The 15,028-nt window shown below is 64.0% G+C and carries 21 protein-coding genes; 5 read left to right on the forward strand and 16 right to left on the reverse strand.

What is annotated here, in order from left to right:
* Positions 1 to 118: 118 nt before the first annotated feature.
* From WD006_RS03100 to WD006_RS03175, 16 genes are all read right to left on the reverse strand, one after another.
* Positions 119 to 535 carry a DUF6362 family protein gene (locus WD006_RS03100; protein WP_024973187.1) on the reverse strand — a complete coding sequence of 139 codons (417 nt, stop codon included), beginning with the start codon at positions 533 to 535 and terminating at the stop codon, positions 119 to 121.
* Positions 528 to 737, reverse strand: coding sequence for a hypothetical protein (locus tag WD006_RS03105; RefSeq protein ID WP_024973186.1), 210 nt, complete (start codon positions 735 to 737; stop codon positions 528 to 530). Before WD006_RS03105 ends, WD006_RS03100 begins: the two co-directional genes overlap by 8 nt.
* A gap of 1 nt (position 738) precedes the next feature.
* Complete coding sequence (locus WD006_RS03110; protein ID WP_024973185.1) at positions 739 to 1,203, reverse strand: crossover junction endodeoxyribonuclease RuvC; 465 nt, start codon at positions 1,201 to 1,203, stop codon at positions 739 to 741.
* 128 nt (positions 1,204 to 1,331) lie between these two features.
* On the reverse strand, positions 1,332 to 3,623 hold the full coding sequence (locus WD006_RS03115) for a phage/plasmid primase, P4 family (protein WP_024973184.1): 2,292 nt from the start codon (positions 3,621 to 3,623) through the stop codon (positions 1,332 to 1,334).
* Entirely contained in the window at positions 3,620 to 3,874 is a 255-nt protein-coding gene (locus tag WD006_RS03120; RefSeq protein ID WP_024973183.1) for a hypothetical protein, read from the reverse strand. The genes WD006_RS03115 and WD006_RS03120 overlap by 4 nt, the downstream gene beginning before the upstream one ends.
* Positions 3,871 to 4,608, reverse strand: coding sequence for a PD-(D/E)XK nuclease family protein (locus tag WD006_RS03125; RefSeq protein WP_024973182.1), 738 nt, complete (start codon positions 4,606 to 4,608; stop codon positions 3,871 to 3,873). Before WD006_RS03125 ends, WD006_RS03120 begins: the two co-directional genes overlap by 4 nt.
* Positions 4,605 to 5,105, reverse strand: a complete 501-nt coding sequence (locus WD006_RS03130) for a DUF6511 domain-containing protein (RefSeq protein ID WP_024973181.1) — start codon at positions 5,103 to 5,105, stop codon at positions 4,605 to 4,607. Before WD006_RS03130 ends, WD006_RS03125 begins: the two co-directional genes overlap by 4 nt.
* On the reverse strand, positions 5,102 to 5,956 hold the full coding sequence (locus WD006_RS03135) for a P63C domain-containing protein (RefSeq protein WP_024973180.1): 855 nt from the start codon (positions 5,954 to 5,956) through the stop codon (positions 5,102 to 5,104). Before WD006_RS03135 ends, WD006_RS03130 begins: the two co-directional genes overlap by 4 nt.
* Positions 5,957 to 5,966: 10 nt before the next feature.
* A complete protein-coding gene (locus WD006_RS03140) occupies positions 5,967 to 6,593 on the reverse strand; it encodes a hypothetical protein (protein ID WP_024973179.1) in 627 nt (208 codons plus the stop codon).
* Between the two features lie 5 nt (positions 6,594 to 6,598).
* Positions 6,599 to 7,447 (reverse strand): ATP-binding protein, encoded by an 849-nt coding sequence (locus WD006_RS03145; protein WP_024973178.1) that lies wholly within the window; start codon positions 7,445 to 7,447, stop codon positions 6,599 to 6,601.
* Positions 7,444 to 7,926, reverse strand: coding sequence for a hypothetical protein (locus tag WD006_RS03150; protein ID WP_024973177.1), 483 nt, complete (start codon positions 7,924 to 7,926; stop codon positions 7,444 to 7,446). The genes WD006_RS03145 and WD006_RS03150 overlap by 4 nt, the downstream gene beginning before the upstream one ends.
* A gap of 11 nt (positions 7,927 to 7,937) precedes the next feature.
* Positions 7,938 to 8,201 carry a helix-turn-helix transcriptional regulator gene (locus WD006_RS03155; protein WP_024973176.1) on the reverse strand — a complete coding sequence of 88 codons (264 nt, stop codon included), beginning with the start codon at positions 8,199 to 8,201 and terminating at the stop codon, positions 7,938 to 7,940.
* Between the two features lie 85 nt (positions 8,202 to 8,286).
* Positions 8,287 to 9,219 (reverse strand): hypothetical protein, encoded by a 933-nt coding sequence (locus WD006_RS03160; protein WP_024973175.1) that lies wholly within the window; start codon positions 9,217 to 9,219, stop codon positions 8,287 to 8,289.
* A gap of 13 nt (positions 9,220 to 9,232) precedes the next feature.
* On the reverse strand, positions 9,233 to 10,669 hold the full coding sequence (locus WD006_RS03165) for a hypothetical protein (protein ID WP_024973174.1): 1,437 nt from the start codon (positions 10,667 to 10,669) through the stop codon (positions 9,233 to 9,235).
* 102 nt (positions 10,670 to 10,771) lie between these two features.
* A complete protein-coding gene (locus tag WD006_RS03170; protein ID WP_024973173.1) occupies positions 10,772 to 11,608 on the reverse strand; it encodes a hypothetical protein in 837 nt (278 codons plus the stop codon).
* A complete protein-coding gene (locus tag WD006_RS03175; RefSeq protein WP_024973172.1) occupies positions 11,609 to 11,887 on the reverse strand; it encodes a helix-turn-helix domain-containing protein in 279 nt (92 codons plus the stop codon). It lies immediately after the preceding gene.
* A gap of 227 nt (positions 11,888 to 12,114) precedes the next feature.
* Between WD006_RS03175 and WD006_RS03180 the strand changes: the two genes are divergently transcribed.
* The 5 genes from WD006_RS03180 to WD006_RS03200 are packed head-to-tail and all read left to right on the forward strand — an operon-like array spanning position 12,115 to position 14,990.
* Positions 12,115 to 12,306, forward strand: a complete 192-nt coding sequence (locus tag WD006_RS03180) for a hypothetical protein (RefSeq protein ID WP_024973171.1) — start codon at positions 12,115 to 12,117, stop codon at positions 12,304 to 12,306.
* A complete protein-coding gene (locus WD006_RS03185) occupies positions 12,306 to 12,755 on the forward strand; it encodes a DUF2924 domain-containing protein (RefSeq protein WP_024973170.1) in 450 nt (149 codons plus the stop codon). The genes WD006_RS03180 and WD006_RS03185 overlap by 1 nt, the downstream gene beginning before the upstream one ends.
* On the forward strand, positions 12,752 to 14,143 hold the full coding sequence (locus WD006_RS03190; RefSeq protein ID WP_024973169.1) for a recombinase family protein: 1,392 nt from the start codon (positions 12,752 to 12,754) through the stop codon (positions 14,141 to 14,143). Before WD006_RS03185 ends, WD006_RS03190 begins: the two co-directional genes overlap by 4 nt.
* Positions 14,143 to 14,514, forward strand: coding sequence for a hypothetical protein (locus WD006_RS03195; RefSeq protein ID WP_004629235.1), 372 nt, complete (start codon positions 14,143 to 14,145; stop codon positions 14,512 to 14,514). Before WD006_RS03190 ends, WD006_RS03195 begins: the two co-directional genes overlap by 1 nt.
* The gene (locus WD006_RS03200) at positions 14,511 to 14,990 is read left to right on the forward strand and encodes a hypothetical protein (protein ID WP_004629233.1); all 480 of its coding nucleotides are present in this window, start codon (positions 14,511 to 14,513) and stop codon (positions 14,988 to 14,990) included. Before WD006_RS03195 ends, WD006_RS03200 begins: the two co-directional genes overlap by 4 nt.
* The last annotated feature ends 38 nt before the right edge of the window (positions 14,991 to 15,028 follow it).

Here is a 15,028-nt window from a genome sequence, read left to right on the forward strand (position 1 = left end):
CCGTCACCGCTGTCCAGAAGATAGCCGAAATACTACCCCCGACCGGGCTGTTTTGTTGCAGAACTGCCGGGCCTCGAAACGGACAAGCAAGGCAAAGCAGGGACAAGCGCGGCAAGCATTACCCTAAATTGCCCACGTTTTTGGAAGGCAACCGCACGCCTTCGCTGTTGAGGTTCGCCGCCACGATCTCCATTGCCCTCTGCCAACGCCGCCACGCCGTCGTCCGGTCGCAGGCAAAGCGAATCGTGATGTCCCTCCAGCCGTAGCGCTTGGCCCGCATCCACACGAGGTGGCGCTGCTCGACCTCGAGCCACTGCACCCAGCGCATCGTCTCCAGCATCCGGTCGATGGCCTCGGGGCTTGGTGGGAAGGGTCTGTACACCTTCTCGTCGGCAGCAAAGGCTTCCCACTCCTTGCGAACGAAGGCGGGCCAGCAATTGAAGTAGCCCTGCACACGTACAGGGGGCAGGCGTCGTCCGGTGGTGGCGGCCTCTTCGAAGCGTGCTGCCACGTCGTCGGTTGTCCACTCAGCCATGACGCGTCCCTCCCAGCCCGTACAGGCGTTCACCAATGCGTCGCACGATCTCGCGCTCGATGAAGTCCAGACGGTCGTCGGAGGCGTTGACCACCAGGATGTGCTGGTCACGCCAGCCACGTTCCTTGATGGCGTCCAGATCCGTGGCTTGCGGCTGCAGCCGACCAAGGGGGCAGCGGTATTGGGGTGTCGGCACCTTCACGTCACACCTCCTGCGTCTCGATGGCCCAATGCAGCAGGGCCAGCGCGTCGGCCTCGTTGTCATCGACTGGGGTGTGACCACGTTCGCGGACGGACGTGATCATTTCGTCCTTGCCCGCATTGCCTTTGCCGGTCGCGTGCTTCTTGATCGTGCCGATCGGAACGCCCTGGTACGGAATGTTGTGATGCTCACACCACGCGGTCAGGTGCCCCATGAAGCCGCCGTAGGCGTGCGCCGCATCAACGCCCGCGTGCCGCCGAACTTCCTCGAAGAACACCGCGTTGATGTGATTGCTGGCCGAGAGGAGTTCGTTGAGCCAGCGCTTGAATCGAAGGAATCGCATTCCGCCGCCTTCGAATCGCTGCGGCTTAAAGTGCTCCGTGCCGCTGGTGATGGTGCCGTCCAGGTGCTGCAGAGCCCACCCGGTGTGTGTGCCCAGATCAAGGGCCAGGATTGTCGTGTTCATCGTCTTTACTCCGTGTTGGGTGGGCGAGTGACGGATGCGACGGGTTGTCAGGACAACGTCCTTTACGTGCGCGCACGTGTAGAGCGTCAATCAGGAAACCCGTCAAATCCGTCACTCGCCCGGATTGGTCAGTCATCGCGGTAGGGGTAGGCGTTGCTGTACGGCTTGGGCCTGAGGGCGATGCCCGCGATGGCGCGAGCCCCTCCGGTCAGCCGACACTTCTCGAACTTGCGAGTCGCCATCAGCTCCGAGAACCGCTTGACCGAACCCACGTACTCGCCCGCTCGCTCGGCCCATTCGCGCCAGTCGGCGAACAGTTCGGAGACGCCTTCGCGGTGGGACTTGGCCAGCAGACAGCGTTCTTCGATCCACTGCCCGAGCGCATCCTCGGCCTCGAAATACTCCTCGGTCGCCGACACCACGCTGGCGGGCGGCTTCAAGCCCTGGCGCTGCCAGCGGCTGCAGCCCTCGACGGCCCACGCCAAAATCCCATCGCGCTCCTTGAGCAACTTCTCGGTCAGCCTGCCGTCGCGGCGCTCGGGCGGGATCGTCACCGTGAACGGGATCAGGTGCAGTCGGCGCTTCATGGCCTCGTCGACATTGCGGATCGACGGCTTGTGATTGCCCGCGATCACCAACTTGAACTGCGGCAGGTACTCGAAGAAGTCCTGGCGCATAAAGCGCGCGGACACCTTGTCGCCACCGGTGATGGCCTTGACCTTGGACTCGTTCCAGCGCCGCCCTTGCTCGGTTTCGATGGATGACACGAAGCGTGCGCCGCGCAGCCCTGCGAGATCGGTGGGGTGCCGGTCGTTTCGCGCCTCCATGAACGTGTCCATCGGCGCGTTGGCCGCGTAGTCGCCCAGGATGGTGGTCAGCACGTTGACGAACACCGACTTGCCGTTCGCGCCCGTGCCGTACAAGAAGAACAGCGCGTGTTCGCTGGTGACGCCCGTCAGGCAGTAGCCAACCATCAGCTGCAGGTAGGCCATCAGATCGGCGTCGCCACCGGTGACATCCGTGAGGAAGGCTCGCCACGTCGGGCAAGCGCTGTCCGGATTGCCCTGCGGAGTAGCCGTGGTCACCTTGGTCATTCGGTCGTCCCGCCGGTGCGGGCGCATCCGGCCGGTGCGTAGATCGACCACGCCACCGGGGGTGTTCAGCGCCCAGACATCGGCGTCCCATTCCTCGGCGGTGGATGCGTGCTTCGGGTCAGAGCGCGCGATCTTTTCAACCGACGAAATCGTGGCGGAACTGGCCAGCTTGCCCTTGAGCCTCGGCGTGTCCGCTTTCAGCGAGGCGTTGCGGCAGATGCCCCTGGAAAGATGCGACACGTAGAGCACCTGATCGGGATTCCAGCGCACACCCGTCCAGACCAGCCACTTGCCCCACAGGGCACAGTAGCGCCAGTCTTCGCCATAGCGGCGGGTGAAAGCGCTGGACAGGCCATCCTCGGTCGTCCAATCAATGCCCGTCAGCAAGTCTGGCGAAGGCGCTTCCTCCACCGAGCGCATCACCGGCATCCGCTCGCCGACGGCCAGAAAGCCACCGACATCGAAACCTTCGGGAATGGCATCTGCAGCGTCCCACCCCTCCGGCTTGTCGTCGGGTGGCATGAGGATGGCGACCGAGGTCGCGCCTGCCTGCAAGATCGCCTGCGACGCGCGGTCGGCGTAGTCCCACCCTGGCGCATCGCGGTCGGGCCAGATCAGCACCGTCTTGCCAGCCAGTGGCGACCAGTCGGTCTTGTCGACCGGGGCATTGGCACCGTGCATGGCGGTGGTGGCCACCACGCCGCTGGCGATCAAGGCCTGCGCGCACTTCTCGCCCTCGACCAGGACGACGTGGCTGGCCGCAGCGACGCCCGGCTGGTTGAACAGCGGGCGCGGCTCAGGCGGGGCCATCTTGCGGCGCTTCGCGTCCCACGGTCGGAATTCCTTCTTGCCTCCCGGTGGGTCATAGCGGTAGACGACGGCGATCAGCTTGCCACCGGCATCGAAGTAGTCCCACTTCGCCGTAGCCGGGCCGAGGTCGTCGACAGGCGCTTCCTTCTTCGCCTTGCGCACTGGCACCGACCGCGACCGCCCGAGCAGATCGGCAGCTTCATCCAGCACGCGAGGGAAATCGGTGTGGACGTTCGCACCGAGATAGGCCGCGATCAGGGCGAAGATGTCGCCGCCATCGCCGGTGGCACGATCCGTCCACAGACCGGCCTTCTCACCTTCCAGCACCACCTCGAGGCTGTCACCTGGACTGCCGAGGATGTCGCCGATCAGGAACTTGCCACGGCGCTTCTTGCCAGCCGGAAACATCGTGGTCAGCACCGACTCCAGACGCGCAAGCAAGTCGGCGCGAATCTCGTCTCGTTCAGATTCCCTGTTGTGCTCCGCAGGTTGGGTGGTGTCGTTGAAGTCGATCATTCGGCTCCCTCGACAGGTGCGTCCGCATCATGGGAATCACGGCCCTGAACGGCGGTGGTACGCGTGGCCCACGCAGAGAGTTCGGACAGCCGGTAGCGCACCAGACCACCCATCAGGTAGTGCGGAATCCGGTACTTGGTGCGCATCGCGTGGTCGGCGAACCAGTAGTACGGCAGGCGCAACGCGGCGGCCGCCTGCTTGGCATCGATCATCGGCTCGATGCCGGTGGCCGGGGTGTTGTTGTCGGTCATGCTTGTGTTCTCCAGCAGCGGTCTTGCCACGCGCACATCCGGCACTCGAAGTGGGTCGGGTCATTGAAGGCGCGCGGCAGGAGATCTCCCGCTTCGGTCGCCGTGATGACCTTCACCGCCCGATCAGACATTCGCTGGGCCAGGGCTGCGTCAAAGGGCACGGCCTCGGTGTAGATCTCCATCGTGTCGGCGTTGAGCGCCGTGAAGATCGCCGGGTGCTCGTGCAGTTCGAGATAGGCTTGGTAGATCGCCACTTGCGCGGCGTATACGGGCTTGGCCACGGCGAGCCGGTTCTTCTCCAGCTCGCGCCAGGACTTCATGCCGAGGCACTTGTTTTCCCAGAGCGCCGGGTAGGCAAAGCCCTCCGGGCCATCGACGATGACGCCGTCGATGTGGCCCTGCAGACGGCCATCAGCCACGGAGAAGCCAAACTGCTCGCCATCGGCCCTGCGGGTACGCAAGTCGAAACCGGCGTCGCGCAGCCACGCGACCATGCAGTCCTCCATGACGTGGCCGCGCTCGAAGATGCGCAGCATCCGGCCCGGGGTGTCCCGGCCGTGATCGACGGGAGCCTTGGCGTACTCAAACTGCAGCGCACGCTCGCAGGCAGCGCCCAACCGCGAGGCACCAAGGTACTGGCGCTCGGACTGCTGGGCTCGCGCCCGCTGCATCCCGGCGTCGACCAGCGCAGTGATCTGGCCCGAGATGCTCGAAGTGGAGTTGAAGTCCATCATGGCTTCTTCCCCTTCGGTTCTTCCCAAGGCAGGTCGTCCTCCAGATCCGCGAACGGATTGGCTGCACTCGGTGTCATGGGGTCGGGCGTCGGCGTCATGCCGCGCACGGGCGGGTACTTGCTCGCCTCGTGGTGCTCAACCATCGCCTTGGTGTAGCACGTGACGATGGCGTCGATCACCTGCAGCGCCTCGGCTTCTGAGTAGTTGCCCAGCGGTTTGGTGAAGCCGATCTCTCCTGCCGCCTCGCCGAAGGACTTGAGGCACTTGCGCATTGCGGCCAGCTCGATATCAGAGGGATCGATCATGGCGACCCCCTTGATGTCGCTGCGACCATCCTTGGCGCGCAGCCAGTTGCCGTACATCGCGTGGAACGCGGATTGGCAGCGCTGCGAGCAGAACACCCAGTCGATGGGGTAGCGCCGGGGATCGCCGACACCGTGTCGGTTGTCGGTGTGACCGAATCCCCGGGCCTGTCGTTTGCAGACCCAGCATTTCACGCCCCCTCCTCAAAGTCTTCGGCCAGCAGCGCCAGCTGCAGCGCGCCGCCAGCGAAGGCCGCTTCACAGCGGCGGTCGAAGTCGCGGTAGCAGGTCGAGCTGCGCGCAATGGCGGTGACCGCGTGAATCTGCGTTTCCAGACGGGCGAGGCCCTGATCGGACAGCCACTGGTGGTGCTTCTGCGAGATGCCCTTGCGGGCGCGAATCTCGTCGATCAGCGTGGCGGGCAGCACCGGGCCGTAGACCCAGCGCTGCGTGATCTGACCGACAACGTGGGGCGGGTTCTGGTCGTGGCCCTGGTACTTCCAGCCGAACAGCCGGTAGAGGGCGCGGTAGTAGTCCGGGTGGAAGCGGCGCTCCCACGAAGAGCACGACTGGCGCAGCAGCTTGGAGATCAGTTCCTGCAGCGCGTCAGGCGCGCGGTGGTACTGGTAGCCCGTCGCCTCGTCGATCAGCGCGACCTCGCCGGTGGTGGCCAGCGCGCGCATGATCTTCATGCAATTGGGCACGATGCCCTGGCGGGCCTTGTGCAGCGTGCCGTTGATGGCCGCGCTGACCACCGCCGACGCGACGTCGGCAATGATCCCGGCCGGGAAGAACTGCGCCTGCCGACCTGACGGCAACAGAATCGGCTCACGAGTTTTCTCCAATGCCGACAAGGAGTTAGGAGCGAAGTCGGCAAGAAACCGGGCAAATCGGCCACCCTTGTGCGTTTCGTGGAAGCCCAGCAGCTTGGCCAGTTGACGACGAACGTAGCCACGCTCGCCGCCCTTGAGGACGACGGCCTCGCATTGCAGATCGCCGAAGCGCACGACGCCGTAGTGACTGGCAGTGAGGACGGATGCATTCATAGCCGTCTCCTCACTGAGCCCAGGACGGTTTGCCCGTCACTGGTGCGCGTTGCGGGGTGGGCGCGGAATAGGCCGGGGCCGCCTGCGCGGGAGCGCCGGAGTTGCCACCGCCCGGACTGCCCTTCGGCGGCACACCTTTCAACTTGGCGTAGTCGGGGTGGTCGGGCTCGACTGCCAGCTTCACCACGTTGCGGTCTTGACCCTTGGCGTCCTTCTCGATGTCGACGCGCGCCAAGAACTCCAGACCGTCCAGTTCGGCGAAGCCATTGATGCGGCGCGCGGCGGCGGCCTGTGGGCTGTTGTCTTGCGGGTGGACGTTGCGGGCGCTGTTGAGCGCGGCCCGGATGAAGCTGCGCCCCATCTGGCCCCAGGTCGGGCCTTTCTTGGAGAGCAGGCCGACGTTGCTCCACATCTTGCGCTTGGCATGATCGCCAGCGGTGACCACAAACTCGGCGGCCAGATAGATGGAACCGGTCTCGAACGATTCGGTGGCGTAGCCGCCACCCCAGCCTTGCTCGGGGTCGTCATAGCCACCCGGCTTGATGGTCATTCGCACCGGCACGACGGTGCCCTTGGGGATCAGATCGAAGCCGGATTGCTGAGAGTCGGCGTCGTTGAAGTCATTCCATGCGGTCATTGCGATTACTCCTGAGATTCGATGTGTGCGGGGTTGGCGGCGCTGGCTAGCGCGGGGACAGCGCCCGCGCACTTGGCGATCAGCGCGCCGAGATGCGGCGGCTCCAGCAGGTCGAGACGACCGCTGCGGTCTTTGGCCGGGAAGCCGTAGGGATTGACGGTGTGCGTGATGAAGGCGCGGTAGGAACTGCCGTCCTCGGCCTTGATCTCGGCCAGCGTCACGACCTCATCGACGATGCCGGGCAGCTCCAGGCTGGTCTTGCTGCCTTCGATCTGCGGGACGAACACCTTGCGATTGAAGTCATCCAGTCGCTCATCGAGGATCGCCACGAACACAACGTTCTTGCCACGGGCGTGCTGCAGGTGGGTCAACGCGCCGATCATTTCCTGGCCGAGCAGCCCGTAGGCCGCGCGCAGATCGGGCTTGCCGGAACGATCACTGACCGCCCCGGGCTGCGTCTTGCACCACGCAAAGCACTGGCGAGACAGTTGCGTGATCGAGTCAAGGAAGAAGGTCTGGTAGCGACCGAGCTGCGTCGCATCGCCAAACTTCTCGATGACGTGGTCGTAGTGCGCCTGCGAGAACGCGCTCTCCGGCGGCAGCGACTTGTCCGGGCCCGCAAGGAACACGAAGAAGTCGCGGCTCTCGGGCCAGGACGCCGGGCGGATGGTGTCGCCCGGCCAGTCGGCGACCGCCAAGTCGCCTGCCTCGATGTCAAGGAACAGTGTGGTGGCGGGGTCGAGGTCTTTGAGCCGAGACGTCTTGCCGATGCCGGACTTGCCCAGCATCAGCAGCTTCACGCCCTTGCGCTCGGCCATCCGCTCGACGGCGGACACGATGGGTAGCCGCTTCATGCCTCACCCCCATCGGTGCTCAGGGTGAAGGACGGCTTGCCGGAATCGACCGTGCGGGCGGCCGCGAATTGCTGCTGCAATGCGGGCGGCCAGTTGATGTACCGGGACTCGGACACTGAGAGCTTGACGTCGAGGTAGCCCTCGACCTTCTCGCCTGAGGCCACGATGCGCTCGGCGATTTCGCCCAACTGTTTCTGGTTCCAGCTGACCTTTTTGGGCAGCTCGAACTTGATGTGCAGCGGGCCGTCGCTGATGTGGGCGGTACCAAAGTCACGGCCGGATTCACGCAGTGCGACACGGGCCTGCTCGCCGTAGCACTGTTCCAGCGCCGCATCGAACTTGGTGCGAGCCTTCTTTAGCCAGTCGATGGCAGCATCAAGGTTCTTGTCGACCTCGCACTTCTGCTCGGGCGGCAGCGCGGCCAGTTGGCTCACAGACATCTCAGCGATGTCGACGGGGAAGATGGTCAGATCGCTCATGGCCGTCCTCCTCACTGGTACGCACGAGTGAAGCTCGAGTAGCGCGAGACGCGGCGCTCGAAGGCTTCGATTTCGTGCAGGAGGTAGGTGACCCGGCGACCGAGCTTGCAGTAGATGGGGCCGAGCTGCTCTTGACGCCAGCGGCGCAGCGTCTTGACGGAGAGCCCCCAGCGGATGGCGAGCTCGTTTTCGTCGAGGGCGATGCAGGTTGCACCGCCGGGATTCATCCGGCGCGGATTCCGACCGGATTCGATTGATGGAACTTGGGTTTGCATTTCGATGTGCCTCCTAGATGAAATGGGCACATCGAAGTCTCCGCACGGGTTTATGGCCCGTGTCTGGTTTGATTTATGGGCGCGTTTATGGGTTGCGTCGCAGGCGGTATTTGCCGCGCTTGACCAATGCGATCACGTCCTCGCGCTCAGCCTTTCCGCCGAAGGCGTCATCGAACGACTGGTAGCCGGTATTGGCGATCCTGTTGACCTCGGCCCAGGAAACTTCGGGCGCGTTCTTTCCGTCGGCACTCCACATCTGCTTGACGATCTTGGCCCGCTCCGCAGACAGCTCGCGTGATTCGGAGAAGTGCGGCAACTTCAAACGATTGCCTTGGAAGAACTGCTCTGGCTCCGGCGCACCGGTGGGGGTGATGAAGCCACGCAGCACCCTGTCGAATGCGCTCGCGTCGAAAGCGTCCTGACCGTCGTCCACGCGAACGAACTCGTCCAGACCGCGCATGACATGGTCGCGGGGCAGCTCAACTGGATCTCGCTGATGCCGCAACACGATGCCGCCACGCGGCCAGATCGGATCACTCAAAACCGAGGTCATCGCGGCAACAGGAGCACGCTCCCACGCTCGGGCAACGAACACCGGGGCGAAGTCGTGGGTGCCCGCGATTCGCACTTCCCCGAGGTGCCACAGGTGGCCCGGCACGCGATGTCGGCGGTCGGAACGCTGTCGATCTTCGATGCCGATCAAGGACGCCAAGTCGGCGAGCCACGCATCCACCTGGAGGGCGTACAACGCGATGTCGGCAAGAGGTCGCTCAACTGTTCGTGATCGCTGCTGCGGGCTGCGGTACCGGTACACCGCCGCATCCTGATCGATCTCAACCTCGACTTCCTGCTCCGAATCCCGGACGGGGACCATCACATGGCTGAGGTAGTCCTCTTCCGTGACCCATCGTCGTTGCAGGAACGTTGGTCTGCATCGTCCGAGCGCCGCCGCCATGACGCGGGACTCAACCCGGGGCAGCCGCTCCAGCACTGCCAGAAAGCTCAGATGCGCCGACATTGCGGTAGCGCCTTCAGAACTCACGGAGCACCCCAATTCGCGTGAGCTGTTCCAGAACGCGCTTTCGGTCATCTTCGGTCTTGCTCTTGTCGTTCAGACCGTTCGGCGACGTGATTTGGACGGCGACGTTGTGGGCCTTGCGGTGCGGCTGTTTGGCCATCCTGACTACCAACTTCACCTGCGCCAGCGTGTATTCCGTCAAGTCGTCGATGCCATAGTCGTCATAGGCGACCTGATAAATCTGCCGGGTGTCGCGCCGATCCTTGCCGATCAGCATCGTGCTCGACAGATGCTGGATCAACTCACGTCCGTTGGCCGCGTCGGTGGTTTGCTGCTCGAACGGCCGCGCCACCTTGATCTGCAAGATCGAAATCTTTTCGATGCCCGCCACTCGCTCCTGCTCGATGCGCTTGAGCATCGCCGGTGTCGAGAATCCGAACAGGTCGAATTCGCGCATCGGCATGTCGTTGATCTCCCCGTCGCACGCCAAGACGACATCGCGGAAGATGGTCGCCAGTTCACGGCGCACCTCACGGTCTTCGCAGAACACGCCGAGCGCACCGGTGCCGGGCTCCCACGAAAAGCTGGCCGACATCGCTGCAGGTTCTTCGTGCTCGACCACCTCGCCGTTGGCAACCTGCCGAAAGTGCGCCGTCGACCCGTTGAAGGTTGCAGTCAGGGTGTGCAGGAGCACGGGCGTGACCTCGTCAGAGTCCTTGCCGCCGCAGCGGTCGGCATGCGCGAGATCACGGCGCGTGAACTGCTCGATGATGATTTGGTCGGGAGCCACTTGCGGGAACAGCGCCGAAATGCGCCCGCGCAATACACCCTCAACGTCGGCATCAATGCTCGGCACCACGCCCTTCGGGCCGAGGTAGTGGCTGGAGTAGTTCTCGCTCTTCCATTGCCGATGCATCACTTGCACGCGCTCGGCATTGTCGAAGCGCTGATCGCGCGTGGCACCGGTCTCCGGAAAGTCCTGCAGCAGGCAGAGAAATAGGGCCCGGCTGTAGCGATCACTCGGCGCGGCCATGATCGCTGCGTCATTGATGTCCTCGTCGTCAAGGAGAGACTGGACGGCCTGCGCACCGTACTCGTCATCGAGCAGCACCACGCGCTCGGCCGCCCGCTCAATGCGCTGCTGGACGTCCGAGCCGAGCTTGGCGACGGCGTGGAACATCGCCTTGCGCGACTGCACCGCCAGGATGCCTTTGGCAGCGTCTGTCAGCGCCGCCACTTCCGGCAGCGACGTAGCGCTGGCGCGCTCGACCAGGAGCAAGGCGAGGCCGGGGCGCTTGGCTTTGCGCACCAGGGTCACGAAGTGCTCCATACACGGCAGGATTTCCGGGCCATCGTCCGATTGGCGGGATCGCGCCTGCTTCGCGGACTGCTGCGGCGCGGCGGTCGGCTGGTTGTGTTCTTGAGCGATGATTTGTTCGTCCGCTGGCATAGGCAATTTCCTTTTCTAAACGAAGTGCGCGATTGCGCGAGTGGTTAACTGAGCGGTTCAAAAAAAGCCGACACGCAGTCGGCGGCGGGACGAAGGCTTTGATCAGAAGATCTTGGCCCCCGGCTTGAGAAGGCCATAGCGCTCCATCCGCACCTGGATGAACCGCCGGTTGACGCCGAAGCGCTTGGCCACGGCCTTCTGCAAACATTCGATGTCGCCATCAGCCGTCAGGTAAAGACTGGTGCCGGGCAACTCGGGGTCGAGCGACGGGCTACGATGGATCGTCACGCCGTGTTGCGCAGCCATCTCTTCGACAGCCAGATTCAACCGCTGGCGCGGCACCAGCAGCGACCCCATGAACTCGTTGGCACGCAGCTCGGCGAAGTATTCTTCCTTGGTGGTGTGGCCCGGAATCGCCAGGGAGGGCGTCGCAGCCGCCTCGGCGACGGGCGTGACTTTCGCCAAGTGCTCGACGTCGCGTGTGGTCGTGCGGTAGGCGCGCCGCGCCGCGTCGCTGGGTTCATCGAACAGACCCGGCCCCTTGCTGGCATCGACGATCCATCCTGGCGCATCGAAAATGGCGTGGCCGAGTTCGTGGCCGAGGGTGCTCAGTACCAGTTCCTCGCTGGCGTTCACGCCAACCGGCGACACCGACACCATCGCCGTGTCCGGCACGCCGGGGTCGTACTCACAGATGCCCAGAACAGGGTTGCCGCATTCGTCATGCACAACATTCCCGGTGCCGACGAACAGGTCGAAGACCACGCCGTTGATCTTCAGGCCGGAGATGGCGCTCAGGGTTGCGAGCGGGATGGCATCGGCAGCCGCCTCCACCAGTTGCTGGCGGGCCAAAACGGCGATGCCCTCAATCTCGGAATTCTTGATGTAGCTGGGGCGTTTTCGGTCGCAATGCCGGTAGCCAAGAGTCAACACCGGCATTCACTTGTCCCCCGTCGCTTGCTTGCGATACATCCGTACCAGGCCCCCCACGTCGTCGCGCATGTCTGGCGGAAGGCGGCTGGCCTCAACAAAGGCGTCGTCGACATTCTCGCCAAGGATTTCTGCCGCCTTGCGGATCAGCTCGTCCTTGGGCGGCTTCTCGATGTCGCGCTCTATGCGCGACCAGTAGGCAGGCGAGATGTCCAGCTGCCGGGCGAAGTCATTCATCTGAATGCCCTTCGCCTCCCTCTTCAGTCTGATGTAGGCACCAAATGCCATTTTGTGACCCAATTGCGTGATTAGTTAATTGACGCCATCGTATCGAGCAGATCGGCACCTGTCAACTGTTTCGTTAACGCGCAATCCGGTTCCCTGCTAGACAGGCGCCGCTGGCCTGCCGGGGCATCGAGGCCGGGCCACCAGATGAGCCCGATTACCCGGAATTGCCATCCGCTTCGGAACATCGCGCACATCATCTGAGACGGTTGCAATTCCTCGGAGCCGTCATGAAGAACCTCGAACTCGCATCTCCCTCAGAGATGTCCGCCAGCGCCCGCGCTGGTGAAATCACCGCCATCCTTGCGGCCGCCATCGTCCGCACCGTCGTCGCAGAAGCGCCAAAACAGAGAGAAGTTGGCCTTGGCTTCCTGCCCGACCAGCGCGTTCATACAACCCCCTATCAAGAGGAGAAGTTGTGATGAACGAGAAACAAGCATCCGTCGCCGCGCGGATTGCGGAGCTGGCTTGCCTGCCGATGTCCGAGCTCTGGACGGTGTGGGATCAGTATTTCCCGCGTCGCCCGGACTACCCCAACCGCACGCACGTCGAGTCCCGTCTCGCCTACAAGCTGCAGGAGGAAGCCTTCGGTGGCCTTGCGCCCGAGACCAAGCAGCGCCTGGAAGCCATCGGCGCAAAACACTCCAAGATCAAGCTGCGGGCCAAGCCGCGCGAGTTCGATTTCGCGCCGGGCACGATCCTGCTGCGCGAATGGGGCGAGCGCGAACATCGGGTGACAGTCACCGCCGAGGGGCTGTTTGAGTACCAGGGGCGCAACTTCAGGAGCCTGACGGCGGTGGCCCGCCACATCACGGGCGCGCACTGGTCGGGGCCGCTGTTCTTTGGCCTGAGCAAGGGAGGTGCGCGATGAGCGATATTGCCAGCACCAAGGCCCGCAAGCGCTGCGCCGTCTACTGCCGGGTGTCCTCGGATGAACGACTTGACCAGGAGTTCAACTCCATCGACGCGCAGAAGGAGGCGGGCCACGCCTACGTCGCCAGTCAGCGATCCGAGGGCTGGATTCCGGTGGCCGACGACTACGATGACCCCGGCTTCTCTGGCGGCAACACGGATCGGCCGGGGCTGAAACGCCTGATGGCGGACATCGAGCGCGGCCAGATCGACATCGTGGTGGTCTACAAGATCGACCGCCTGACGCGCAGCTTGGCCGACTTCTCCAAGATGGTTGAAGTGTTCGAACGCCACGGGGTGTCCTTTGTGTCGGTCACCCAGCAGTTCAACACCACCACCTCGATGGGTCGGCTGATGCTCAACGTCCTGCTGTCCTTCGCCCAGTTTGAGCGCGAGGTCACCGGCGAGCGCATCCGCGACAAGATCGCCGCCGCCAAGCGCAAGGGGATGTGGATGGGTGGCGTCCCGCCCCTGGGCTACGACGTCGACAACCGCCTGCTGGTCATCAACGAGGCCGAGGCGGCGGTGGTGCGTCGCATTTTCGAGGAGATGCTGACCATTGGTTCTCCAACCCAGATCGCCGTCAATCTCACCGCCGACGGCATCACTACCAAGGCCTGGACGACGCAGGAGGGCCAGACCCGCAAGGGCACGCGCATCGACAAAAAGTACCTGCACAAGCTGCTGCGCAACCGCATCTACCTGGGCGAGTTGTCGCACAAGGGGAACTGGTACCCCGGCGCTCACCCGCCGATCATCGACCAGGAGCTTTGGGACAAGGTCCACACGGTGCTGGCCAGGGATGGACACGCCCGGTCGGTGGAAACCAAGATCCGGTCGCGCACCGACGCCTTGCTGCGCGGCCTGCTGTACGCCCCCTCGGGCGAACGGATGTACCCGACCTACTCACGCAAGAACGGGCGCAAGTACCACTACTACGTGTCCAAGTCGGAAAGCCGGTTCGGAGCACCGGGCAAGAGCTACGAACGCCTGCCTGCACCGGAGATTGAGGCGGCAGTGGTGGCCCAAATCCGCACCGTGCTGACCAGCCCGGAATCCATCGCATCGGTGGTGCGCCACATCCAGCAGAACCAGAAAACAAAGGGCGGACAGATCGACGAGGCCACCACGGTGATGGCGATGGGACGGCTCAACGACGTGTGGGATCAGTTGTTCCCGGTGGAGCGCCACCGCATCGCCAACCTGATGATCGAGCGCATCGACCTCGTCCACGTCGGCGAGGTGCAGGGCATCAAGGTGAAGTGGCGGGAACTGGGCTGGGACGCCCTGATCGGCGAGTTCGCCCGGAGAGGCATCGGCGCGGAACTGGTGGAGGTGGAGGCCTGATGAACGACACACTGGAAACCTTCGTGCCACTGACATTCCGCCGCCGGGGCGCGCGGCGCGTGGCCGCCGACGACCGCCATGTTCACGATGTGACGTTGCTGGAGGGGGTGGCACGCGGTTTCTACTGGCAGCACCTCGTGGACACCGGCGAGATGAAGAGTGGCTCGGAGATCGCCCGGGCCGAAGGCTTACACCCATCGGTCACCAACGAACTGATGCGCCTGAGCCTGCTCGCGCCCGACATCCTCGAACTGCTGATGGCCGGGCGGCAGCCTCGCCGGATGAACCTGATCTGGTTCCAGCGCAACCCGCTGCCGGTGGATTGGGAGGCGCAACGCCAGATCGTGAAGCGCTTTGAGGAGGACGCATGAGCAAGAAGCACCGGGGCCGGTTCAAGGGTGATCCGGTCACCTATCAACTGCCGAGTCCAGCAGGCGGCGTGCAACTGGAAACCTTCGTGCCCTGGACGCTGGTGAAGCGGGGGCTGAAGAAGCAGGTCATCACGCCCCTGGACGCTCCACAGGAATTCCTGTCCGAGGCCACCCGGGAGCGGGAAGCCCGGTCGGCCGCGCAGGACACCGCGTTGATGCGGGCGCTCGGACTGGCGCACCACTGGCAACGCCTTCTGGATGAGCAGCGGGCGGCATCAGTAGCCGAGATCGCCGAGGCCGAAGGCATGGACGTGACGCAGGTGCGCCGGGTCATGCGGCTGACGCTCCTGGCCCCGGAGGTCGTGGAACGGCTGGTGGGCTCGCCCGATGCCGTGCTGGAGAAGGTGATGCGCCGCCCCTTGCCCAACGGCTGGGCTGCCCAGAAACTAGTACTGCACGATACTGTCCAAAGTTGAACTAACACTTTCGACCCAATGCCGCCAGCGAGTTGCGT

The sequence above is a fragment of the Cupriavidus sp. Met-2 genome, assembly GCF_049843575.1.
Classification (GTDB): Bacteria; Pseudomonadota; Gammaproteobacteria; order Burkholderiales; family Burkholderiaceae; genus Cupriavidus; species Cupriavidus metallidurans.

Coding starts and splice junctions, on each gene's coding strand:
- WD006_RS03100 (WP_024973187.1), bottom strand. CDS start 535: ATGGCTGAGTGGACAACCGACGACGTGGCAGCACGCTTCGAAGAGGCC.
- WD006_RS03155 (WP_024973176.1), bottom strand. CDS start 8,201: ATGCAAACCCAAGTTCCATCAATCGAATCCGGTCGGAATCCGCGCCGG.
- WD006_RS03175 (WP_024973172.1), bottom strand. CDS start 11,887: ATGGCATTTGGTGCCTACATCAGACTGAAGAGGGAGGCGAAGGGCATT.
- WD006_RS03110 (WP_024973185.1), bottom strand. CDS start 1,203: ATGAACACGACAATCCTGGCCCTTGATCTGGGCACACACACCGGGTGG.
- WD006_RS03140 (WP_024973179.1), bottom strand. CDS start 6,593: ATGACCGCATGGAATGACTTCAACGACGCCGACTCTCAGCAATCCGGC.
- WD006_RS03180 (WP_024973171.1), top strand. CDS start 12,115: ATGAAGAACCTCGAACTCGCATCTCCCTCAGAGATGTCCGCCAGCGCC.
- WD006_RS03160 (WP_024973175.1), bottom strand. CDS start 9,219: ATGTCGGCGCATCTGAGCTTTCTGGCAGTGCTGGAGCGGCTGCCCCGG.
- WD006_RS03165 (WP_024973174.1), bottom strand. CDS start 10,669: ATGCCAGCGGACGAACAAATCATCGCTCAAGAACACAACCAGCCGACC.
- WD006_RS03170 (WP_024973173.1), bottom strand. CDS start 11,608: ATGCCGGTGTTGACTCTTGGCTACCGGCATTGCGACCGAAAACGCCCC.
- WD006_RS03150 (WP_024973177.1), bottom strand. CDS start 7,926: ATGAGCGATCTGACCATCTTCCCCGTCGACATCGCTGAGATGTCTGTG.
- WD006_RS03195 (WP_004629235.1), top strand. CDS start 14,143: ATGAACGACACACTGGAAACCTTCGTGCCACTGACATTCCGCCGCCGG.
- WD006_RS03190 (WP_024973169.1), top strand. CDS start 12,752: ATGAGCGATATTGCCAGCACCAAGGCCCGCAAGCGCTGCGCCGTCTAC.
- WD006_RS03145 (WP_024973178.1), bottom strand. CDS start 7,447: ATGAAGCGGCTACCCATCGTGTCCGCCGTCGAGCGGATGGCCGAGCGC.
- WD006_RS03115 (WP_024973184.1), bottom strand. CDS start 3,623: ATGATCGACTTCAACGACACCACCCAACCTGCGGAGCACAACAGGGAA.
- WD006_RS03135 (WP_024973180.1), bottom strand. CDS start 5,956: ATGAATGCATCCGTCCTCACTGCCAGTCACTACGGCGTCGTGCGCTTC.
- WD006_RS03185 (WP_024973170.1), top strand. CDS start 12,306: ATGAACGAGAAACAAGCATCCGTCGCCGCGCGGATTGCGGAGCTGGCT.
- WD006_RS03125 (WP_024973182.1), bottom strand. CDS start 4,608: ATGATGGACTTCAACTCCACTTCGAGCATCTCGGGCCAGATCACTGCG.
- WD006_RS03200 (WP_004629233.1), top strand. CDS start 14,511: ATGAGCAAGAAGCACCGGGGCCGGTTCAAGGGTGATCCGGTCACCTAT.
- WD006_RS03120 (WP_024973183.1), bottom strand. CDS start 3,874: ATGACCGACAACAACACCCCGGCCACCGGCATCGAGCCGATGATCGAT.